The 17992-nt window shown below is 55.1% G+C and carries 31 protein-coding genes and 1 tRNA gene; 22 read left to right on the top strand and 10 right to left on the bottom strand.

Features of this window, described 5'->3' with window-relative positions:
• Position 1: 1 nt before the first annotated feature.
• From ACIP1X_RS05290 to ACIP1X_RS05280, 3 genes are all read right to left on the bottom strand, one after another.
• Entirely contained in the window at positions 2-724 is a 723-nt protein-coding gene (locus ACIP1X_RS05290) for a Rha family transcriptional regulator (RefSeq protein ID WP_400750248.1), read from the bottom strand.
• Positions 725-877: 153 nt separating this feature from the next.
• Entirely contained in the window at positions 878-1303 is a 426-nt protein-coding gene (locus ACIP1X_RS05285) for a phage regulatory CII family protein (protein WP_400749993.1), read from the bottom strand.
• Between the two features lie 80 nt (positions 1304-1383).
• On the bottom strand, positions 1384-1590 hold the full coding sequence (locus ACIP1X_RS05280) for a Cro/CI family transcriptional regulator (RefSeq protein WP_007965032.1): 207 nt from the start codon (positions 1588-1590) through the stop codon (positions 1384-1386).
• A gap of 107 nt (positions 1591-1697) precedes the next feature.
• On the opposite strand from ACIP1X_RS05280, the gene ACIP1X_RS05275 reads away from it, so the two are divergent.
• From ACIP1X_RS05275 to ACIP1X_RS05265, 3 genes are all read left to right on the top strand, one after another.
• Positions 1698-2564 carry a helix-turn-helix transcriptional regulator gene (locus tag ACIP1X_RS05275; protein WP_400749990.1) on the top strand — a complete coding sequence of 289 codons (867 nt, stop codon included), beginning with the start codon at positions 1698-1700 and terminating at the stop codon, positions 2562-2564.
• A 78-nt stretch (positions 2565-2642) separates the two neighbouring features.
• Positions 2643-3485 carry a hypothetical protein gene (locus tag ACIP1X_RS05270; RefSeq protein ID WP_400749987.1) on the top strand — a complete coding sequence of 281 codons (843 nt, stop codon included), beginning with the start codon at positions 2643-2645 and terminating at the stop codon, positions 3483-3485.
• Positions 3482-3925 (top strand): hypothetical protein, encoded by a 444-nt coding sequence (locus ACIP1X_RS05265; protein WP_400749984.1) that lies wholly within the window; start codon positions 3482-3484, stop codon positions 3923-3925. Before ACIP1X_RS05270 ends, ACIP1X_RS05265 begins: the two co-directional genes overlap by 4 nt.
• Positions 3926-3989: 64 nt before the next feature.
• Here ACIP1X_RS05265 and ACIP1X_RS05260 read toward each other — a convergent pair whose 3' ends face one another.
• A complete protein-coding gene (locus ACIP1X_RS05260) occupies positions 3990-4310 on the bottom strand; it encodes a DUF1654 domain-containing protein (protein WP_400749981.1) in 321 nt (106 codons plus the stop codon).
• A 445-nt stretch (positions 4311-4755) separates the two neighbouring features.
• On the opposite strand from ACIP1X_RS05260, the gene ACIP1X_RS05255 reads away from it, so the two are divergent.
• The 11 genes from ACIP1X_RS05255 (at position 4756) to ACIP1X_RS05205 (ending at position 10679) form a co-directional block, all read left to right on the top strand.
• On the top strand, positions 4756-5298 hold the full coding sequence (locus tag ACIP1X_RS05255) for a hypothetical protein (RefSeq protein ID WP_400749978.1): 543 nt from the start codon (positions 4756-4758) through the stop codon (positions 5296-5298).
• A 437-nt stretch (positions 5299-5735) separates the two neighbouring features.
• Complete coding sequence (locus ACIP1X_RS05250; protein ID WP_215731547.1) at positions 5736-5927, top strand: hypothetical protein; 192 nt, start codon at positions 5736-5738, stop codon at positions 5925-5927.
• A gap of 21 nt (positions 5928-5948) precedes the next feature.
• Complete coding sequence (locus tag ACIP1X_RS05245; protein WP_400749975.1) at positions 5949-6140, top strand: DUF551 domain-containing protein; 192 nt, start codon at positions 5949-5951, stop codon at positions 6138-6140.
• A 17-nt stretch (positions 6141-6157) separates the two neighbouring features.
• Positions 6158-6586: a hypothetical protein gene (locus ACIP1X_RS05240; RefSeq protein ID WP_400749973.1), complete on the top strand. Its 429-nt coding sequence runs from the start codon at positions 6158-6160 to the stop codon at positions 6584-6586.
• Complete coding sequence (locus ACIP1X_RS05235; RefSeq protein WP_400749971.1) at positions 6583-6798, top strand: hypothetical protein; 216 nt, start codon at positions 6583-6585, stop codon at positions 6796-6798. The genes ACIP1X_RS05240 and ACIP1X_RS05235 overlap by 4 nt, the downstream gene beginning before the upstream one ends.
• A complete protein-coding gene (locus ACIP1X_RS05230) occupies positions 6795-6989 on the top strand; it encodes a hypothetical protein (RefSeq protein ID WP_400749969.1) in 195 nt (64 codons plus the stop codon). The genes ACIP1X_RS05235 and ACIP1X_RS05230 overlap by 4 nt, the downstream gene beginning before the upstream one ends.
• Positions 6986-7111: a hypothetical protein gene (locus ACIP1X_RS05225; RefSeq protein WP_400749966.1), complete on the top strand. Its 126-nt coding sequence runs from the start codon at positions 6986-6988 to the stop codon at positions 7109-7111. The genes ACIP1X_RS05230 and ACIP1X_RS05225 overlap by 4 nt, the downstream gene beginning before the upstream one ends.
• Before the next feature lie 168 nt (positions 7112-7279).
• On the top strand, positions 7280-8086 hold the full coding sequence (gene bet / locus ACIP1X_RS05220; RefSeq protein WP_400750245.1) for a phage recombination protein Bet: 807 nt from the start codon (positions 7280-7282) through the stop codon (positions 8084-8086).
• Positions 8083-9705, top strand: a complete 1623-nt coding sequence (locus ACIP1X_RS05215; protein ID WP_400749964.1) for a YqaJ viral recombinase family protein — start codon at positions 8083-8085, stop codon at positions 9703-9705. The genes bet and ACIP1X_RS05215 overlap by 4 nt, the downstream gene beginning before the upstream one ends.
• The gene (locus ACIP1X_RS05210; protein WP_400749961.1) at positions 9702-10295 is read left to right on the top strand and encodes a hypothetical protein; all 594 of its coding nucleotides are present in this window, start codon (positions 9702-9704) and stop codon (positions 10293-10295) included. The genes ACIP1X_RS05215 and ACIP1X_RS05210 overlap by 4 nt, the downstream gene beginning before the upstream one ends.
• A 69-nt stretch (positions 10296-10364) precedes the next feature.
• Entirely contained in the window at positions 10365-10679 is a 315-nt protein-coding gene (locus ACIP1X_RS05205) for a hypothetical protein (RefSeq protein ID WP_400749958.1), read from the top strand.
• Between the two features lie 22 nt (positions 10680-10701).
• Here ACIP1X_RS05205 and ACIP1X_RS05200 read toward each other — a convergent pair whose 3' ends face one another.
• On the bottom strand, positions 10702-11274 hold the full coding sequence (locus ACIP1X_RS05200; RefSeq protein ID WP_400749955.1) for a hypothetical protein: 573 nt from the start codon (positions 11272-11274) through the stop codon (positions 10702-10704).
• Between the two features lie 52 nt (positions 11275-11326).
• On the opposite strand from ACIP1X_RS05200, the gene ACIP1X_RS05195 reads away from it, so the two are divergent.
• Entirely contained in the window at positions 11327-12103 is a 777-nt protein-coding gene (locus ACIP1X_RS05195) for a DUF2786 domain-containing protein (protein WP_400749953.1), read from the top strand.
• Positions 12104-12119: 16 nt separating this feature from the next.
• Here ACIP1X_RS05195 and ACIP1X_RS05190 read toward each other — a convergent pair whose 3' ends face one another.
• Entirely contained in the window at positions 12120-12392 is a 273-nt protein-coding gene (locus ACIP1X_RS05190; protein ID WP_400749950.1) for a hypothetical protein, read from the bottom strand.
• Complete coding sequence (locus ACIP1X_RS05185) at positions 12389-13180, bottom strand: hypothetical protein (protein WP_400749947.1); 792 nt, start codon at positions 13178-13180, stop codon at positions 12389-12391. The genes ACIP1X_RS05190 and ACIP1X_RS05185 overlap by 4 nt, the downstream gene beginning before the upstream one ends.
• A 92-nt stretch (positions 13181-13272) precedes the next feature.
• Between ACIP1X_RS05185 and ACIP1X_RS05180 the strand changes: the two genes are divergently transcribed.
• The gene (locus ACIP1X_RS05180) at positions 13273-13956 is read left to right on the top strand and encodes a hypothetical protein (RefSeq protein WP_400749945.1); all 684 of its coding nucleotides are present in this window, start codon (positions 13273-13275) and stop codon (positions 13954-13956) included.
• Here the strand turns inward: ACIP1X_RS05180 and ACIP1X_RS05175 are convergent.
• Entirely contained in the window at positions 13916-14245 is a 330-nt protein-coding gene (locus ACIP1X_RS05175; protein ID WP_400749943.1) for a hypothetical protein, read from the bottom strand. The genes ACIP1X_RS05180 and ACIP1X_RS05175 overlap by 41 nt on opposite strands.
• Positions 14246-14432: 187 nt before the next feature.
• Here ACIP1X_RS05175 and ACIP1X_RS05170 point away from each other — a divergent pair, with 187 nt between their 5' ends.
• From ACIP1X_RS05170 to ACIP1X_RS05145, 6 genes are read left to right on the top strand one after another with little or no spacing between them, the layout of a single operon-like run.
• Positions 14433-14759 (top strand): hypothetical protein, encoded by a 327-nt coding sequence (locus tag ACIP1X_RS05170; protein ID WP_400749942.1) that lies wholly within the window; start codon positions 14433-14435, stop codon positions 14757-14759.
• A gap of 49 nt (positions 14760-14808) precedes the next feature.
• Positions 14809-14964, top strand: coding sequence for a hypothetical protein (locus tag ACIP1X_RS05165; RefSeq protein ID WP_400749940.1), 156 nt, complete (start codon positions 14809-14811; stop codon positions 14962-14964).
• 51 nt (positions 14965-15015) lie between these two features.
• On the top strand, positions 15016-15261 hold the full coding sequence (locus tag ACIP1X_RS05160; protein WP_400749939.1) for a hypothetical protein: 246 nt from the start codon (positions 15016-15018) through the stop codon (positions 15259-15261).
• On the top strand, positions 15258-15983 hold the full coding sequence (locus ACIP1X_RS05155) for a hypothetical protein (protein WP_400749937.1): 726 nt from the start codon (positions 15258-15260) through the stop codon (positions 15981-15983). Before ACIP1X_RS05160 ends, ACIP1X_RS05155 begins: the two co-directional genes overlap by 4 nt.
• A gap of 41 nt (positions 15984-16024) precedes the next feature.
• Complete coding sequence (locus ACIP1X_RS05150; protein WP_072392567.1) at positions 16025-16237, top strand: hypothetical protein; 213 nt, start codon at positions 16025-16027, stop codon at positions 16235-16237.
• The gene (locus ACIP1X_RS05145; RefSeq protein ID WP_400750242.1) at positions 16237-17349 is read left to right on the top strand and encodes a tyrosine-type recombinase/integrase; all 1113 of its coding nucleotides are present in this window, start codon (positions 16237-16239) and stop codon (positions 17347-17349) included. Before ACIP1X_RS05150 ends, ACIP1X_RS05145 begins: the two co-directional genes overlap by 1 nt.
• 89 nt (positions 17350-17438) lie before the next feature.
• Here ACIP1X_RS05145 and ACIP1X_RS05140 read toward each other — a convergent pair.
• A tRNA-Pro gene (locus tag ACIP1X_RS05140) sits at positions 17439-17515 on the bottom strand.
• 89 nt (positions 17516-17604) lie between these two features.
• Entirely contained in the window at positions 17605-17970 is a 366-nt protein-coding gene (locus ACIP1X_RS05135) for a MerR family transcriptional regulator (protein ID WP_400750239.1), read from the bottom strand.
• Between the last annotated feature and the right edge of the window lie 22 nt (positions 17971-17992).

Below are 17992 nucleotides of genomic sequence, written 5' to 3'. Positions count from 1 at the left end.
ATCAGGCCTTCCCGACCAGTTTGGCCAGTTCGAGGAAGCGATCGACGTACCAGTGAGGCTGCGTCTCGCGTGGGGATTGGGGGTTGGTCAGGTTCTTGCCGTAGGTCATGCCCTTCTCGGTCACCGACCAGAACGGAACCATTTCCTGTTTGGAGTTCTTGCGCTGGAGCTGCTTCAGAAAGCCTTTGGTTTCCAGTGCGCGGTTGAACGCTGCGGGAGACACGCGAATGCCGTTGTCTTTCAGCAAGGCCGTAGCTGACTTGGTGGGCATTGAGGATCCGCCGGTAGCATCTGGCGCGGCTTCGACGGCGTAGCCTGGGAGAAACTTCGGATCAAGACCGTTGTTCTTGGCGATCTTCGTGAGCATGGCCATCTGGCAGGATGGAGCCGGCTTCAGCAGGCGCGTAAAGCACTCCATGATGGCGATCTCGCCAATGACCTTGGTGCCATTGAGCAGAACCTGCTCGCGGGCGCCCTGCTGCTGCTCCAGCTCCCGCCAACGGCGAATCACCTTCATGCGCATCGGGGCGCTGTAGCCGGTGAGCAGGCAGTCGGTGTGTTCGCGGTCGAGCATGTATTCGACCTGCTCCCGGTTTTGACCGTCCAGATAGATGTGCTCAAAACTGAGTACATCTAATTTCAGTTCTTTCAGCATCGCGGCGATGTCGCGCTTCACGTTGGCGTGCCGCTTGCCGGTGACGTTAGCGATCTCGCGGGAGGACATCGTGGTGCGCGACACTTTTTCAGAACTCGAAAAACGTGTCGCGACACTGTTGGGGGTATTGCTGGATTCTGTGTGTTGGTGCATGATTTGCTCCAGTTGTTTACCGCTGTAGAAAAAGCCGACCTAGTCCGTCGGCTTTTTTGTGTCTGAAATTCAGGCTGCCTTCACGGACTGCTTGAAAACTTCCAGGCTGACGATCACTTCCTCAGCCTCTTTAAGTAGGCTCGTTTTCTCGACCGAGCAGACGCGCCCGTCAGCCTGTGCGTCGAACGCGAGCCGGGTAACGTCGGCAAGATCGGCGTGCAGCCGCAGAAGTGCGGTATTGAGATTGATGCCCTCCGGCTTTTCCTTCGGGATCAGGTCGAAACCGAACGCCTCCGCCCATGCTTTGAGCGGACGGAAGTCCTGGGTGAACTTCATGATCCGGTGCAGCTCTTCCACGTTCATGCGGTGAGTGTCGTAGTCCGGGTTTGCCTTCTGGGAAAGAAGCGTCCGTGACTTGAAGTCCGCGCCTTCGGCGATTTTCTTGGTGCCGTGGTCGTCAACCACGTCGTAGATCGCCTTCATCAATTCCTGCATGTAACACCTCGAAATTCTTTACGTGGCGCCCTGCTGATGCGGGGGCGATCATTTGCTCAATGGATTGGCGGACGGGAGTGTCACGCGGCGGTTCTCTGAACCGGTAACTGGCACGGAAACGGGCGAACCTCCTCTGCTGTCAGCTTTCCGTCCTCATGTTCAATGACCAGGATTTCCCTAGCCGCCTTCAAGGCTTTTGAAATGGCTGGAGCGCTGACGCCAAGGCCCTTGGCGACAGCGGACTGACCAATACGCTCAACCAGTTCTGGCAGTGGCGTCTTCTTCATGTCGTTGCCTCAGCAAACTTTGTCAGACCCAATATTAACCGCCGGTTAGCTTTCAAGCAATACCGGCGGTTGCCGCAATAAAATTAACCAACGGTTAAATTTCACGGATGAGCAGAAAGAAAGAGCTGTCCCCAGAACTGAAAGCTGAGTGCGACGCCGCCAAGGCGCTTTTCGTATCAAAAAAGAACGCGCTCGGATTGACCCAGGCGAGTCTTGCGGCGGAGGCTGATATATCGGCCGCTGCGGTAGCGATGTACCTGAACGGAACGAATCCTCTGAACGCCAAGTTCGCGGCGGTTCTATCGCGCTTACTCGGTGTTCCGGTCGAGCGCTTCAGTAAGCGACTTGCCCGCGAGATCAGCGGGCTGACAAGAGTCGCCGAAGCGCCATCGGCTTCGACGCTTTCTGCCGCTGATATGATCCGCCAGATGCTCGATAAGCAGGGAAAAGGGTTGACTGACAAGGCCAGACAAAGATTGATGGCAGCCGCTGAAGCAGATGATGCCGGCGGCACCATTGAGATTGACTACTACCGGCCGGGCGTTGTGGGTGATGAGGTGTGGATCGCGCACTATGACGTCCGTGCGGCAATGGGTGGAGGCCAGATCCCGCACGACTATCCAGAGTTGCTGCAGGATGTTCGAGTAAGCCCCCAGCATCTTCGCGAGATGGGTGTTGAGTTCAAAGAGCATTTTCATCTGAAAATGGTGACCGGTTGGGGCCAGTCAATGGCGCCGACGATCAAACATAGAGACCCGCTGCTGGTCGACATCAGCATCCGGGAATTCGTGGGGGATGGGATCTACATGTTCTCGTGGGAAGGTCATCTCTACATCAAGCGGCTTCAGTGGATTGGTGATGATCAGATCAAGATGATTTCGGATAACGAACGGCACCCACCGCAAACGATAAGAGCAGACGAGACCTTTATTCAGGCTCGCGTGCTTCTGGTTTGGAATGCCCAGCTGGTGTAATGCTAAGCCTAACTCTCAAATAAATTGGCACGCATCACCGCATAGCAGGGAAGCGAAGGCCTCGACAGGAAGTTAATAATGTCAAAGACTCGTTTTAATCTCTTCAGGTATCAGCTACTCCCAAGAGATCGATATTTTCAAGGTGACTTATACGGCCCCAAGTCGGTCGATGATTTGATAGAGCAGAAAAATCGGATATTTGCCGATGCTTTAAGGCTACCTACTGCATTCAAAAGCGAAAGAGCCGAAATAAATGTTCAAAAACTTTATGAAGACAAAGACTTTTTTCTATTTAGAGTGGCAGTAAATAGGTCAGTAAATCTCGAAACCAAGGACTTTAGCGTAAAATCTGTTGACAACTGGCCAAAGATATTGGTTGCCATCTGGAACGATCCAGAAATACAGCTAATTGCAGTGCAACACAGACTTCAAGCCTTTCAGCATTCGCGCGCTGTTGCTAAATTAATTATGAAGTCTATTGAAGAACCATTAGCTCGTCATCAGCTAATTTCATCAGTAGAGCCTCTGATAGAAAAACGTGTTTTCTGGGATCTCGTCGAAAAACATCGCGGAAAAATCAAGAAGGTTGAATTCGAGCTTGTTACTCCTAACATGGCCTCAATCTCAAAAGCCCTTCCCGAGGATCTGCGCTCATTTGCGAAAAAAACTAACGCCGTGAAAAGCACGCTTGCAATCGAGGCGGATCCAGGCGCATCGCTAGTTCTCGATAAAGCCGACCCGACAGTAGACGGCCTCGCGTCTTACACGAGTGACGGTGGAGGCAGTGTTTCAATTACTCTAAGCGGCGTAAAGAAGAAAATAAATACTGCAAATGAAGTTAAGGAAATTGAGATTGGAGATGCTAAACTGGATGGATCGGCGGAGGATATCGCTAACATACTCAAGGAACTGATGAAATGATAAAACAGGTGATGACAAATACGCTAATTGCGCTAGGCATGGGATATCTATGCCAGCTGCTGCAATCGTTTTGCCAGAGCCAGTTCCTCATCACCTTCTTGAAAGGTAACCTTATTACTTTGCTGATTGCCCTACTCGCCATCAACTCTGGAACAATGGGCATTGTCCTGACAAAAATACGAGAGCTTATAGATAAAGCTGGCGCTGGGTCGGAAGCTTTTCAGGCGACAAAAAATGAGATGCTGCTATCGATTAAAGAGCAAATTGCCTTAATTGTTATATCGGTAATTTTGCTTACCGTTGCCGACTCCGAGTTAGCAAAGCAGTCAAAAGAACTAGCAGCTGTATATCCGGTTTTGCTTTTCTCCTTATTCTCATACTCTATAATTAACCTATACGACACCGCAAAAAGCGTGCTCATAATTATCGATTACGACTGAGTTACTAGTTATAGCCAGCATTGAATTACAAAAGCCCGCAAATTAGCGGGCTTTTTTCTGTCGATCAAAATGGAGCAGGCTCCCCCATCGCCACTTCAAACAGATTTTCGACCTCAGAGACTCGCTCCTCCTCGGCTTGAGGATCCCACCTGAGCATCACTGAGTCATCGTCGTTGAATGTCATGTCTATGCACTCCGTCTCGGACAGCAGCCCCATCACCTCCTCCCACTCCCTGTCGCCATCTGTGTCCAGTCGATGGATCGTCACCCATCGCTGAATCTGCGCAACTGGGTGGTTGATCATTGACGACACCCTGAGCGATAGCCGCTCCAGACCTGACATAGCGGCTCTCTCAGGTTGATTTTGTTCTTTTGCCATCGCCATCTACTTCGCTCCTGATAGCTGTACATCCATACAGTAAGGCCAAAGCATAACCAAATCTTGCAGGAAATAAATTAACCGCCGGTATTGACGACAAAGAAACCGGCGGTTAATTTACACCTATCGCAGCGACACACAGTCACCGCGAAGGGCCTCAACAGACCCGCCGCTCTTTAACAGTCAGAAATCTTCGCGGATCGATCTCCGGCAACGGGCATAGCGCGAAACACAAACTTCGATCTCCATGCAGGCTCTGGAACCTGCCGGACTCCCCTCAAGGGAGGACGCCAAACCATGCAAGCCAGCCGGCGAATAACACCGAACACGAAATGTGTGACGCCGGCCAGGTGGGGAAACCGCGGCGCCGAGCATGGGGCGGAGAGCAAGACCACAGATTTACTGATGCCGCTTCTATGAGGCGGCATTGGAAATCAACGGGAGTCACAAAATGCTCAACATCAACGAAGCTGAACTGAAGAAATCCATCGTGTCGAACGTCGCCGATCAGTTGCTGCGAGAGGATGAAGACCTCTCCGAGATGGTGGCGAAAGAGGTGAAAAAGCGCATCGACAAAATCTTCGACGAGCGTGTGACCTCGCAGATCCAGAAGGCAATCGACGAAACGATCAATGGCTCGTTTGAGCGCGAATATCGCCGGGTGAATCAGTGGGGCGATCAGGAAGGGCCATCCACCACGCTGCGCAAGGAACTGGAAAAAACGGTAACCGCCTACTGGAACGGCAAGGTAAACCCCGGAGATGGCAAGCCGGCATCGAGCGATTACAACTCAGTCACTCGGGCTCAGTGGCTCATGACCAAGATCTGCGCCGAGGACTTCACGAAGCAGATGCAGACCAGCGTCAACGCTGTAACCGGCGCACTCAAGGACGGTTTGCGCAACCAACTGGCCGGCCAGATGGACATGATGTTGAACAACCTGTTCCACATCAAAAGCCTGCAAGACCAAGGCAAGGTTGAGAAACCTTACTGAACCATCCTTCTGCGCATTCAAAGAGTGCGCAGCGGGATGCGGACGAAACTGCGGCCTATAACCGCCCACCTGCAGGCAACACAAACTGAGAACGGCGAGCGCCCGCCAAGATGCCAACGGCGCGCATTGGAGGATGACCATCATGTGACAAGGAGCGATTCACCTGCGCGGCGCGGCAAGCCTGAAGGCCGGCGCCCATCACTCATACAGGCAGCGGACAGTAGGCCGTCGATGTCACCGCGCATCGGCCGAATGCGGTAGGCCACCCCAGCGCACGAAGACAATTTGACGCTGCAAACCCGGTCTGTCGCCAGCAGCGAGACCGGGCCACCCTCCCCCGACCAATCCCGAATGCACTCCCCTCCGCGCCCAACGGCAACCAACGGAGCGGATGAGTGCATTGCGAGTTTTGTTGGATCAACCACAAGGAGCAAATCATGGCCGAGCAACGAGCACCGTATCCACGGTCGGCGGACAACGCTGATCAGATGAACCTGCCTGAGGGTAAGACCTGTGGCGACTGCGTGCACTGCAAGCGCTGCACTGCGATGTTCGGCCACATTCCTGCGGATGAGTCTTGCGACTGGAGCCCTTCGCGCTTCCGTGAAGCCGTCCCCGCCACCGCCTAACCCCAAACACTGGAGGTCGCCATGAGCGATTGGATAAAGGTCGAAGACAGGCTGCCAGACGAGCATCAGGACTGCTTGGTGTATTACCACCAGCCGTCAATCAGCTTCCAGAACTTGCACTACATGACCGAGTCGTCGTTCTACAACGGACGATTTGAAATCCCGCAAGAAGTCTCGCACTGGCAGCCACTCCCCGCCCCGCCCACCGAATAACGCCGCTGGAGGCAACCATGAACGCAGCACTGAAGATTTGTCAGGCCATGCACGACGCGCAGTTGCCTCCGATGGTGAGCGAGAGCGCGCAGGAAGTGGCTCGGGCTGAGTGGCTGTTTAACGCCGCTGAGCAGTTGGTGCGGTTTGGCTGCGACGTCTCGTTTCAGCGCCGCATGCGGCCGGCTCAGGGCGTCACGCTGGCCCAGTTCGCTCTGGCAGTTGATGAGCATGCAAACGGACGACTTGGAGACTGCGAGGTCACCACGGCTTCGCTGGGTTATCTGCTGATCGCCGCCGAGCGCGGCCACGCTGACAAGGTCGCCGCCGCCGAACTCCTCGGCCCCAGCGACCATCCACTGGGCAAGCTCGGCGAAATCGCAGAGGGCCTACTTCGACCCCTTGTCGATGACGCACTGATCGCCCAGGCCGAGGACAGCGCGCTATGAGCAATCAGGTAGCACTGGCCCGGCTGGGCCTTGAAATCGCGAAGATGCGCAAGTCGTGTACTCCGGTACCGGATCGCACCTTCGTCATGGGCATGATCGAAATGGCCGAGTTTGCCCAGATCATCGACACCCGTACTGCCAACCCTTATCGCGATGCGCTGGACGCCAAGTTCGTCGAGCGCAACGGTTACCTAAAAGGAGTTTCGGTATGACAACCCCTCCAGTAAAAACGCTGGTCGATGAGCAGCTCGACGACATCGAGCGCCGTATTGCGATCCTCGGCTTCGGCCTGCCCTTCAACGAGGTGATCGGCCGCAAGCGCGAGGATCTGGTCGACAGCCTCCCGCAGCGTCTGTCGGTAACCATGAAGGGCGGAAGAATCGCTGTGAGGCCACGCCAATGAATCTCGTCTACTGGATTCTCGTTGTGATTGTGGTTGCCGGTGCCGGCGCCTACGGGGTGGTTCGCGACGGCTCGGGCGCTTGCCAGGTGCCACGCTCCACCACCTACAACGTGTTCCGATGACCAGCCGGCAGATGGCCCGTCGCATGCTCATTCGGCGCGGCTCGTTCTCCGCCATCGGCATTTTCACCTTCTTGATGCTGCTCAGCGCCCTCGCCGACCGCATCACTCAATAAACCAAGCATTCAATCGCTGCGCTGGGCGCGGCAAGGAACTCCCGTGAGCGCAGTAATGAAGCAGGACGAGCAACTTCCTGTGATGTCGGAGGCCGCACTTGTTGAAGTACTCAGCAGCAGCCTCTATCCCGGCGCAGAGAAGAATTCGGTGGTGATGGTTTTGGCTTACTGCCAGGCCGCGCACCTCGACCCAATGTTGAAGCCAGTGCACATCGTGCCTATCTGGAACGCCAAGGCGAAGAAGATGCAGGACACGGTCATGCCTGGCATTGGCCTCTATCGCATTCAAGCGGCGCGAACCGGGCAGTACGCAGGCATCAGCGACCCTGAATATGGGCCACCGGTCACCGCAAAACTAGCGGGCGTAGACGTCACCTATCCAGAGTGGTGCCGGGTGACCGTCAAGCGCCAGATGTCGAATGGGCTGGTCGCTGAGTTCACTGCGAACGAGCGCTGGCTTGAGAATTACGCAACAGCCGGCAAGGACACCATCGCGCCTAACTCCATGTGGAAGCGCCGCGCCTTCGCTCAGCTCGCTAAGTGTGCCGAGGCACAGGCATTACGCAAGGCTTTCCCCGAGGTTGGATCGGCGCCGACGGCTGATGAAATGGAAGGCAAAACATTTGAAGAGGCGCCGCGCGATGTGAGCCCACAGCGCCAGCAAGAGCCGGAGCCGGAATCTCTTCCTCCCTACTCCGATGATCTCCTCAAAGAGAACATCGCCAAATGGCAGCCACTGGTTGACGCCAACCGCACCAGCCCAGAACACCTGATCGCGACCATCAGCAGCAAGTACACGCTGAGCCCGGCGCAGATCGAAAAAATCCAGAACCTGAAAGCCCTCGATGGAGATACAGCATGAAAATTCACAACGTAGCTCAAGGCTCCGCCGAGTGGCATTCACTCCGCGCCAAGCACTTCACTGCCTCTGAGGCGCCCGCAATGATGGGCGCTTCGAAGTACCAGACCCGCACCGAACTGCTGACCATGAAGAAAACCGGTATCACGCCGGAGGTCACTCAGGCGCAGCAGTACATCTTCGACAAAGGCCATGCTACTGAAGCGCTCGCCCGGCCGCTGGTTGAAGACATGATCGGCGAAGAGCTGTATCCAGTTGTGGGCACCGATGGCAACCTGCTCGCCTCTATGGACGGCGCCACGATGCTTGGCGAGACCTTGTTCGAGCACAAACTTTGGAATGAGTCGCTGGTCGCCCAGGTGAAAGCTGGCGAGCTGGAGCCGCACTACTTCTGGCAGCTCGAGCAGCAACTGTTGGTGAGCGGCGCCGAGCGTGTGATTTTCGTTTGCTCCGACGGCACCGCCGAAAACTTCATGCACATGGAATACCGGCCTGTCGCAGGCCGCGCCGCGCAGCTAGTCGAGGGCTGGAAACAGTTCGAGGCAGACCTGGCCACATTCGAAATGGCCGACGCACCATCGATCGTCGTCGGCAAAGCGCCTGATGAGCTGCCAGCCCTGCGCATCGAGTTGACCGGCATGGTCACCGCGAGCAACCTCAAAGTGTTCGAGGAATCGGCGCTGGCCGTCATCGATTCGGTGAAGACCACGCTGCAGACCGACCAAGACTTTGCCGACGCGAAGAAGGCGGTGAAATGGTGCGGAGACGTAGAAGAAGCGGTTTCGGTTGCGAAGAAACAGGCGCTCTCCCAGACCCAAAGCATCGATGAGCTGTTCTCCTCACTGGATCGCATCAGCGCTCATGCGCGCGAAACCCGCCTGAAAGTCGACAAGCTGGTCAAAGCTCAAGAACTGCTGGTGAAGACCAACATCAAGCAGAAGGCCGAGCAGATGCTTAATGACCACGTCGCAGCAATCAACAAAACGCTGGGCCGGGTGACGCTACCAGTTGTGGCATCGGACTTCGTAAGCGCGATGAAGAACAAACGCACGATCGCCAGCTTGCAAGACGCCGTCGATACCGAACTGGCCCGCGCGAAAATTGCCGCGAGCCAAACAGCAGACGGCATCCGTTTGAATCTGGCCAGCCTGACTGAGCTGGCGGTCGATCACATCTTCCTTTTCAACGACGTTCAGCAACTGGTGATGAAGGCGAATGACGACTTGATCTCACTGATCAAGGTACGCATTTCCGAGCATCAAAAAGCGGAGGAGCAGAAAGCCGAAGCACAGCGTGAGCAGATTCGTCAGGAAGAGTTGAAGCGAATCGACGACGAGGCGAAGGCCAAGACACCTGTCGAGCCAGCACCAGTCGCCAGCCCGGCACCTGTGAGAACGGCCGCGCCGGTTCAATCTGCAGCGAAGCCAACGGCCACAGTCGCTGCGCCGGTAAATCTGCAGGCGGAAGTGTTCGATCTGGAAGCGCTCATCAAGGCGGTTGCCTACGGCCAAGCCCCTATTTCGGTGCTGACCGTGAATTGGGAAAACCTCGACGCGCTGGTTGCCTCTCAGGGCAGCAAATTCAGCATGGCCGGCGTGAAGCTGGTCAGGGCGGCGGCATGATCAGCAACCACCTCAGCTTGGTCGAAGCCCTTCGGCCAAAATCCAATGAACTGGCAGCGCAGGTCGACCAATACCTGGCCGCAGGCGGAAAGATCGAAGAAGCCGAACCCATCGGGTACAAGCCAAAGCCGATCAGCTACAGCAACCAGATACCGCCGGCGCCAAAGCCATTTGTCCGGCGCCGGCCGCCTGCTCCGCCTCAACCGTTGTCCGCTCAAGACATTCGCCACCAGGAGCGCGTGAAGCAGCTCGAACGGATTCGCGAAATGGCACCGACGCACACGCAGGCGGAAGTCGTTGAGGCTTTGGGCATCAGCCGCCGCACTCTTTACAACATCGCTCAGGCCCACAACCTGACGTTCAAGGGCGCAGCTCGCGGCCGCTTAACCGGCAAAGATCGCGAACAGGATCTGGAGACCCGCGACGCAAAGTTCGCCGAACGGATTCGCGCCTTCCTTGAGCTGGGCATCACTCGGCGGCAGGCGTGCGGCCGTCTCGCTATCGCAAATAAGACGTTCGAGCGAATCATTGCAGATCACGGCATCGACTATCCGAAAGCGCGGCGTGGGTGTACTTCATGCGTCGCATAGTTCGAATCCAACAACGCAAACGACAGATCTGGCTGAACTTGCCGGCCAGCGGAATTGAAGAGGTAGGCCATGGCCAAGAGCAATGCGCAGTTGCAGAAGGACAAGCGAGCCAAGGAAAAGGCACTGCTCGATCGGATCGGCGCCGAGAAGCGTTCGCTGATTGTTTCGAAGGCATTGGATGATGCTCTTCATGTTCTCGGCGAGCGGCACGGCTTCGAGGAATGGCAGGAGACAGTTTCGACGTTGATCATCAATCTCGCCGCAGCGACGGCCGACGATTCGAAACGCTTCGCCAGCATGTCGCGACCGGTAATCGTTGTGACTGAAAAGTGGTCGCGACAGCTTGGGGATTTCTCAAATACGGGAATAGCAAGCAAAGTTTAGTAACAATTCAAAAAGAACAGAGTCACCAGAGGATAACGGGCTCCGCCATATTAGGCGGAAGAATAATTTCTCGGGATTCAGCTATTGGCCAAAAAAGACGGTACTCCGCCTGCCATTCATCTTCATCAGATTTTAGAAAATGGTTACGCTGATGTCCGGATGTATATTTACAACACCCAGATATTGAAGCGACGCCAAGTTGGTGATCAATTACTCTTTTTAGCTCGAGTATGTCCAAGATTTTCACGCACGCTTTCTTATCAAGTTTGCGAGCTACAGACCTTGTCAGACGAGAACTAAACGAAAGTATCAATCCATCCTCTTCGTAAAAGTCGATTTTGGGATTATCAGGAAAAGGAACACCATTGACCGTCACGCCAGTTATACTTCCACCTCTTGACCCTAGACCAATGCGGTATGGAAGATTGGGCGCACGTAGATCTACAGTTGATGTATGTATTAAATTTTCATCCGGAGTAAAAATTCCCGATCGTTCTAATTTTTTATAAGTGCTGGCTGGACTGATTGGAATTTTACCGCCAGCAACCCATGAATTAACAAATGCGTGTTCTTTCAAATATAAATAAGTACTCATAAGCAATCCACCCGAAATTTTATTAGCATAACTATACCGCCGAGGATCTCCTATGTCCGCACAACAGATCGACGAAAAGAAACTCGAGCGCGCGATCCGCAAGATCAAGCACTGCCTGGCACTGGCCCAAAGCGCCAATGAGAACGAAGCTGCAACGGCGCTTCGGCAAGCGCAGGCACTGATGCGCGAGTACCGGCTGACCGAAATGGATGTGAAGTTGAGCGACGTTGGCGAAGTCGAGTCGCAGTTCTCCCGCGCCGAGCGCATTCCCGTGTGGGAGCGAAACCTGGCCGGAGCAGTTGCTCACGTATTCGGGTGCGCCTCGCTGTACGGCAGGAAGTACTGCAATGAAAAGGATCGGATCATCGCCAGAACGTCTTTCGTGGGAGTGACACCTGCCCAGCACATCGCGCTGTATGCGTTCGAGGCGCTGCTGACGAAGTTGAAATTTGCCCGCAAGCAATATGTCGCTGCGGTTCGTGCTGGCGTGCACCGTAGCTCCTACTCAGCGGAAACCGCAGGCGATCACTTCGCCATGGCATGGGTCAATGAGGTTTACGGGAAGCTGATCGCCCTTGTACCGAAAGGGGAAGACGACACGCCGCCAGCAAGCGACGGCCGAGACATCATCGTCGTCGAAGCGCAAGACAAGGCGCTTATCACCGAGTACCTCGCAAACAAAGGCGTAGGCAAAGCTCGCAAGTCGCGCGACGTCGACATCGACCTGAACGCGCAAATCGCGGGAATGCTCGCCGGCCGCAGGGTGGATCTGCACGCCGGCATCGCTCGCGGCGGCGAGGACACTCTTGCCCTATCCGCAACGGTCTGAACGCTCTCAACTATCATTATGAGCCAGCAGCAAGAAGGCCAGCTGCGATTTGAAGCAATACAGCAGCCGAAGCGGCGAATGCCGCGATGCTGTTCCATTTCGACTGTGCTCGAAGCGTACCGTATAGGTCTCCACCATTTAAAACGTTGCCCGCCCAATAGCTCCCGTCTGGCTTGCCCTCAAGGCCTTTGGCCGGCGGAACTTTAACCAGCGCTGAAATTATCCAACAAATCGCTGATGCCAGACCAAAAATCAGCGAACCAATACTAGACATCGTCTGAAGTGTCATATGGCAAATCTTCGATGGATTCGAGGTGGCGTTATATCGTAGATAGGGCAAGCAGACAATTTTCTCGCAAAGTAAAAATTGGTCGAGCGCTGCACAGCAATTCTATTAATCACAGCCACTTCAGCGCGAGTAATAACAGAATCTAGCTGATCAGCCATCAGAGCAATTTTTGGAGAGATTGGTACTATCATCATATCCTCAAAGCAGTCAGGCACGATGAATTCACCACTCTCGCTTCTAACTATTCCCCAATTAATTTCTGAATTTGAGCTTCTAAATGCTTGAAGATATCCAATAACGTGAATGCTCGCAGCGAAACGCCCCGGCATAATCCCGCCTTGCCCCATGAAAATCGTATGATTCTTTTCTAAAATCTCTTGTTGATCCTGCGTCAGTAGCTCGCCTGATATGCCTTCCGCCTGAATGTCCGGGAGGCCTTCAATTTTGAATTTATGCCGAGCACGCCACAGAGAGAAAAACTGCTCAATCACGTCCTTCTCGAAGTGGCCAATAATCCGCACCGACCCAGAAAGCACACCATCAACCAAAGCTTGAAACTTATCCTCTACTTGCTTTCCTATTCCGGATTCTGTTTTTTGATCCCACGCTCTCTTTGCACAAAATAATTCATTTGAAGATTTAGAGGGAATCACTTTGGCATGATCCTTATAAAAGACTGAGACGAAACCATTCGAGTCGTAAAACCGTTCAATACTTGCTCTTGGAAAAACATGCTGCTTTATGGTTAAGCCGTGAGGATTCCCTTTTTGAGGCTTTTCAAACTTCATTTTCTTCCACCACAGATTTGTTTTATCGCTGAACTGTAGCTGATCCCCCACCACCCTCCACCGCCCGGGCATGCCCCGGCATAGGACTCCCCATGCCCACAGAAAACAATCCGGCCGAGCCGCTGAAGATTGAACGCTCGACAGTGACGAAGCTGGTGATATCCGGCGCGCCGCGGCTCGACACGATCACCGTGTTCCTCGAGGACTTGGGCCGGCGCAACTGCTCCATAGAATCTGATCCGAACTACCAGACGGCCCAAGGCAAGATCACCATTAGTTGCTGGGACAACAGTTGGAACGCTTACTGGGGTGGAATGGGCCCGCGCACCGTCGCCGAGTTCGTTGCCGACTGCGGGTGGGACTATGTGCTGAATTGCTTGGATCGCGGAATCAGTTCCACCGTCTTCAGCGGTAACGCGCTTCACGCGCTCGCCGAGAAATGCATTATCCAGCGCCGCAGACAACAGACGGGCCGACACGATTGGGAACTGGGCGAGCTGAGCAAACGCGAAGCTCGGCAGCTGTGGGGTGATATCGATGTTCTACGCAGCATCGAGAGGTCAAACGAGTGCTGGCACCAAAGCCCGCTGCTGACCGAGTTGTTCGGGGATGAGTGGCATTATCCGGTTGGCGATCGCGCCGTAGAAGAAAACCGCGACTTTAAATATCTACGACGCATCGTTGAGGCCGTTCAGGAAGCCCTGCGACAGGATCAACAGCACGCACCACCTTCAATCACTGCTGCTCAGCCGACCTGCCAATCTCTTCGCGCGTAGGCATTGTCCAATCAGAGGTTCTTTTCTCATAGATTGATTGTTCTTGCGTTGCAGGCTCGTAACCAAAAGCTAAAAAATAAACTGCGAGTGAAAATGCCGCTAATCCAGCGCGGCCAACAGGATCCGCGTCTTTGGAAAGGCGTCCGCCAGGCGCAACGTGAATGGCTTCCCCCCTTATAAAGGCGAACACTGCTTGACCAAAAAACGCTTGAATAAGAAGCACAGTCCAAAAACTCTTCCAATCTCCAATGAACCGAATACAGACGTTTAGAAGCGAGGCCGTGGTCATGAGCAAGAGCAACCAATACTGACAGCGCCTCAAATACCCCATAACTCGATTGACCGCTCTCAAACCTAATACTCCATTCAGTTAGTTTTCAAATCAGCGTACTCAGATATCGGCCAACGTAGCCCGATCCTAAACCACAACCCCATCCCCCTTCAAAGTCAGCCGCTATAGCGGCAAGGACTAAGTCATGCCTGAAGAAATCAAATTGATCCAGCCCGCACCAGTCGTGCGCGACGAAATGGGCTCGTTCCAACATCCGGATATGCCCGACTTCGACGAGGGTGACGGCGACAAGTGCAAGGCCTGGGTAGCGGAGCAGGGTTTGACTGTTACCCAAGTGTGCCTCGAATACGCCGAAGAGGCAGTTGCTGACCGTTACTTTGAATCAGGCGACCCGGACTACAGCTACTGGGAGCCTAACCGCCCTGACGGCGAAGGCTGGTTCTGCCTGGCAATTCACGACACGGACGATGGCCCGGTCTGCTGGTGGGCCCGCCGCGAGGTTACGCCATGATCTGCGCCCCCCTTTACATGGCCTACCTCATCTACAAGGGGCCGTGGCGATGACACACCAACCTAAAGGCGGCATGTGCGCAACCTGTGTCCACGCCCACCGCGATTGCAGCCACCTGGCCTTCAGCACCATGCCGCGCCTTTCGAACGACGGCCAGACCGTGATCGTGCGCTGCACTGACTTCCAGCGCCGCACCCGGCAGTAACCCCTCCCCCTACTCAACAGCCTGCCGGTGTACGGCGGGCGAGGACTGCGCGTGAATATTTACCGACACAACTTCGCAGCCGTCTGCCCAGCCGACGGCGAGACGATCATTTACCGGCTTGAGTTGCGATCGACCTCGATGATCCACGTCGAACACATCAAGACTGCCACCGCGTTGATCAAGCAGGGTTGGCATGAGCAGATCGCTGACAGCCTTTCCGAAACGCTCGGCGGTGATCAAATCATCATCGCAACCCATCAGGGCGTAGAAATCGAAACGGTGAGGCTCAGCGGATGATTGCGTACCACGGCACACCGGTCGGCGGCACCAGACAGGACGGCGCCCGGTTTCTTGCTGGACGGCATGCTCTGGTGCCATTCCCGCGCCAAGATGACATGGGCATTGTCGCCGAAGTGTGTCAGTCGTTTGTCTTCGACAACGGTGCATTTTCGGTTTGGAAAAAAGGCGGGACGCTGGATGTGGACGGTTACACCCGGTGGGTTGAGCAGTGGCACCGGCATCCGGGTTTCGACTGGGCACTGATCCCCGATGTCATTGATGGGAACGAAGCTGCGAACGACGCTCTACTTGCCGAGTGGCCGTTGGAATTGCGCGGGGTTCCGGTTTGGCATCTTCACGAATCCCTTGATCGGCTTGCGCGCCTCTCTGCTGACTGGTCAACGGTTGCGATCGGCAGTTCAGGTCAGTGGTCAAGCCCGGGCACTCCTGCTTGGTGGAAGCGCATCAGTTCAGCGATGGATGCGATCTGCGACGAACAGGGGCGGCCAGCGTGCCGCCTTCACGGTCTGCGCATGCTTGACCCGGCGATATTCCAGCACCTGCCATTTGCTTCAGCCGACTCTACGAACGCCGCAGTGAACGGCGGAAGCATTAGCCGATTTGGGATGTACGCACCGCCCACTGCTGGTCAGCGCGCCAACGTAATCGCGGATCGCATCGAATCCCACAACAGTTCGCCGATCTGGCAACGAGAAACCCAAGCCGAGATGGCCATCTAACCCACCACCTTCTGCCGCCACGCGCGGCATGGAGCATCACAATGAGAAAAGAGCTGATCAAGATCAGTGAGTTCCAGCGCCGGCGCTGGGGCGAGAACGGCACACCTCCCTGCCCCCAAGCGATCCGAAACTACATCCGCAACGGCCAGGTGCCAGGCGAGCAGATCGGGAAACTCTGGTACGTTGATTGGACGGCTTTTAGCAGGTCAGACGGTAACGACCTGGTCGCAATGGTATTGAAAGGAGCTGCATGATGGTTCCACGGCCGCGCAACAAGGCGAACAAGAGCCTCCCGCAGAACCTGTACTTCGATTCGCGGCGCTCGACCTATCGCTACCGCCGGCCTACCGACGGTAAATGGTTCCAATTCGGCGCCGACCGAATCAAAGCGATCGATGCTGCGAAGCAATTGAACTTGGAATTTATGCGAGGCGCCGACCTGATCGGCGCGGTGATGGGCAGCACATCCGAATCGTTCGCCGGTTTCTTGGATACCTACGAGCGCGACGTGCTGCCACCACGGGAGCTGGCGAAAGGAACCTTAGGACTGTACGCCGTCCACTTCCGTCGCTTCCGAAAACAGTTCGAAGGGAAAGCGGTCGACCAGATCACGATCCGCATGGTCGCGGAGATGCTGGACGCCCTGACGCCTCGCACTGCCAACCAGTGCCGCGCCCTGCTGATCGACATCTTCAACCATGCTGCGGCCAAAGGTCTGTGTCCGGACAACCCGGCGGCGAGCACTATCAACCGAATCGAGAAGAAGCAGCGCAAGCGGCACACAATCGAAGGCCTTAAGGCCATCCGCGAGAAGTCTCCGTTCTGGCTGCAGAACGCTATCGACCTCGCGCTGATCACCGCGCAACGCCGGACGGACATCTTGAACATGCGCTTCGATGGCGTTCGGGAAGGTTTTCTATATGTGGTGCAGCAGAAGACGGCCAAGGCCAGTGACGCGGCGTGGATTCGGTTCAAAGTAACCGAAGAACTCCAGGCCGTGATCAGCAGGTGCCGGGATGACATCGTTTCGCCCTACCTGATTCACCGCCGGCCAGACCGAAAAAAGCAGAAGCAGGCGCAGACGAAAGAGCACTGGACTCAGGTCGAAGAACGATATTTGACGCGAGCTTTCAAAGAGGCCCGGGAAGCGGCGGGATGCTACAAGGGATGGAAAGAGGAGGAAATGCCGGGCTTCCACGAAGTACGAGCACTGTCGCTGCACCTGTATCAGAAAGCCGGAAAAGACGGTCAAAAGATCGCAGGCCACGCCAGCGAAACCATGACCAAAAACTACCAGAAGGATCACGCGGAAATCGTCTGGTCTGAGGCAATTCCAGACCTGAATATCAGCGAAATTACCGGGTAGTTTTGCGCAAGTTTTGCGCGAGTTTTGCGCAGACACAAAAAAGCCGATCCATCTGATCGGCTTAAGTGTCTGATTTTACTCAGGAATTATGGTCGGGACGGAGTGATTCGAACACTCGACCCCTAGCACCCCATGCTAGTGCGCTACCGGACTGCGCTACGCCCCGACTGGTTTTCCAACTCGCTCTTCACCTCGAAGAGCGCTCAAGAATATATCGCAAGCTTTTGAAAACTGGAAGTATTCAAAAGCAGCTTTTTATTTCTTGAGAACCACCAGCACGTCTTCCAACTCGGCAATCATCTGGCGAATCATCTGTTTGTATTGGGTGGTGTCGTCTTTGGCTTCATCGCCGGACAGGCGCAAGCGTGCGCCGCCGATGGTGAAACCTTGATCGTAAAGGAGTGCGCGGATTTGCCGGATCATCAGCACGTCCTGGCGCTGATAATACCGGCGGTTTCCGCGGCGTTTGACGGGGTTGAGTTGAGGAAACTCCTGCTCCCAGTAGCGCAGCACGTGTGGCTTTACGGCACACAGCTCGCTGACTTCACCGATGGTGAAGTAGCGTTTGCCCGGGATGACGGGTAGTTCGTCGTTATGACTTGGTTGATGGTTATTGCTTATTTTTGGGATTGATTTTATGTCG

The organism is Pseudomonas sp. NPDC088885 (assembly GCF_044750025.1).
Classification (GTDB): domain Bacteria; phylum Pseudomonadota; class Gammaproteobacteria; order Pseudomonadales; family Pseudomonadaceae; genus Aquipseudomonas; species Aquipseudomonas rustica.
Note: the sequence above shows the minus strand (reverse complement) of the source record. Positions and strands in the feature narration are given on the sequence as shown.

Bases quoted from the DNA above. Each gene is read 5' to 3' on its own strand.
- ACIP1X_RS05190 (WP_400749950.1), bottom strand. From the start codon at position 12,392: ATGACACTTCAGACGATGTCTAGTATTGGTTCGCTGATTTTTGGTCTG.
- ACIP1X_RS05185 (WP_400749947.1), bottom strand. From the start codon at position 13,180: ATGAAGTTTGAAAAGCCTCAAAAAGGGAATCCTCACGGCTTAACCATA.
- ACIP1X_RS05165 (WP_400749940.1), top strand. From the start codon at position 14,809: ATGACACACCAACCTAAAGGCGGCATGTGCGCAACCTGTGTCCACGCC.
- ACIP1X_RS05275 (WP_400749990.1), top strand. From the start codon at position 1,698: ATGAGCAGAAAGAAAGAGCTGTCCCCAGAACTGAAAGCTGAGTGCGAC.
- ACIP1X_RS05270 (WP_400749987.1), top strand. From the start codon at position 2,643: ATGTCAAAGACTCGTTTTAATCTCTTCAGGTATCAGCTACTCCCAAGA.
- ACIP1X_RS05180 (WP_400749945.1), top strand. From the start codon at position 13,273: ATGCCCACAGAAAACAATCCGGCCGAGCCGCTGAAGATTGAACGCTCG.
- ACIP1X_RS05285 (WP_400749993.1), bottom strand. From the start codon at position 1,303: ATGCAGGAATTGATGAAGGCGATCTACGACGTGGTTGACGACCACGGC.
- ACIP1X_RS05210 (WP_400749961.1), top strand. From the start codon at position 9,702: ATGATCAGCAACCACCTCAGCTTGGTCGAAGCCCTTCGGCCAAAATCC.
- ACIP1X_RS05175 (WP_400749943.1), bottom strand. From the start codon at position 14,245: ATGACCACGGCCTCGCTTCTAAACGTCTGTATTCGGTTCATTGGAGAT.
- ACIP1X_RS05150 (WP_072392567.1), top strand. From the start codon at position 16,025: ATGAGAAAAGAGCTGATCAAGATCAGTGAGTTCCAGCGCCGGCGCTGG.
- ACIP1X_RS05225 (WP_400749966.1), top strand. From the start codon at position 6,986: ATGAATCTCGTCTACTGGATTCTCGTTGTGATTGTGGTTGCCGGTGCC.
- ACIP1X_RS05230 (WP_400749969.1), top strand. From the start codon at position 6,795: ATGACAACCCCTCCAGTAAAAACGCTGGTCGATGAGCAGCTCGACGAC.
- ACIP1X_RS05145 (WP_400750242.1), top strand. From the start codon at position 16,237: ATGGTTCCACGGCCGCGCAACAAGGCGAACAAGAGCCTCCCGCAGAAC.
- ACIP1X_RS05260 (WP_400749981.1), bottom strand. From the start codon at position 4,310: ATGGCGATGGCAAAAGAACAAAATCAACCTGAGAGAGCCGCTATGTCA.
- bet (WP_400750245.1), top strand. From the start codon at position 7,280: ATGAAGCAGGACGAGCAACTTCCTGTGATGTCGGAGGCCGCACTTGTT.
- ACIP1X_RS05235 (WP_400749971.1), top strand. From the start codon at position 6,583: ATGAGCAATCAGGTAGCACTGGCCCGGCTGGGCCTTGAAATCGCGAAG.
- ACIP1X_RS05195 (WP_400749953.1), top strand. From the start codon at position 11,327: ATGTCCGCACAACAGATCGACGAAAAGAAACTCGAGCGCGCGATCCGC.
- ACIP1X_RS05255 (WP_400749978.1), top strand. From the start codon at position 4,756: ATGCTCAACATCAACGAAGCTGAACTGAAGAAATCCATCGTGTCGAAC.
- ACIP1X_RS05155 (WP_400749937.1), top strand. From the start codon at position 15,258: ATGATTGCGTACCACGGCACACCGGTCGGCGGCACCAGACAGGACGGC.
- ACIP1X_RS05200 (WP_400749955.1), bottom strand. From the start codon at position 11,274: ATGAGTACTTATTTATATTTGAAAGAACACGCATTTGTTAATTCATGG.
- ACIP1X_RS05170 (WP_400749942.1), top strand. From the start codon at position 14,433: ATGCCTGAAGAAATCAAATTGATCCAGCCCGCACCAGTCGTGCGCGAC.
- ACIP1X_RS05245 (WP_400749975.1), top strand. From the start codon at position 5,949: ATGAGCGATTGGATAAAGGTCGAAGACAGGCTGCCAGACGAGCATCAG.
- ACIP1X_RS05280 (WP_007965032.1), bottom strand. From the start codon at position 1,590: ATGAAGAAGACGCCACTGCCAGAACTGGTTGAGCGTATTGGTCAGTCC.
- ACIP1X_RS05265 (WP_400749984.1), top strand. From the start codon at position 3,482: ATGATAAAACAGGTGATGACAAATACGCTAATTGCGCTAGGCATGGGA.
- ACIP1X_RS05205 (WP_400749958.1), top strand. From the start codon at position 10,365: ATGGCCAAGAGCAATGCGCAGTTGCAGAAGGACAAGCGAGCCAAGGAA.
- ACIP1X_RS05240 (WP_400749973.1), top strand. From the start codon at position 6,158: ATGAACGCAGCACTGAAGATTTGTCAGGCCATGCACGACGCGCAGTTG.
- ACIP1X_RS05250 (WP_215731547.1), top strand. From the start codon at position 5,736: ATGGCCGAGCAACGAGCACCGTATCCACGGTCGGCGGACAACGCTGAT.
- ACIP1X_RS05290 (WP_400750248.1), bottom strand. From the start codon at position 724: ATGTCCTCCCGCGAGATCGCTAACGTCACCGGCAAGCGGCACGCCAAC.
- ACIP1X_RS05215 (WP_400749964.1), top strand. From the start codon at position 8,083: ATGAAAATTCACAACGTAGCTCAAGGCTCCGCCGAGTGGCATTCACTC.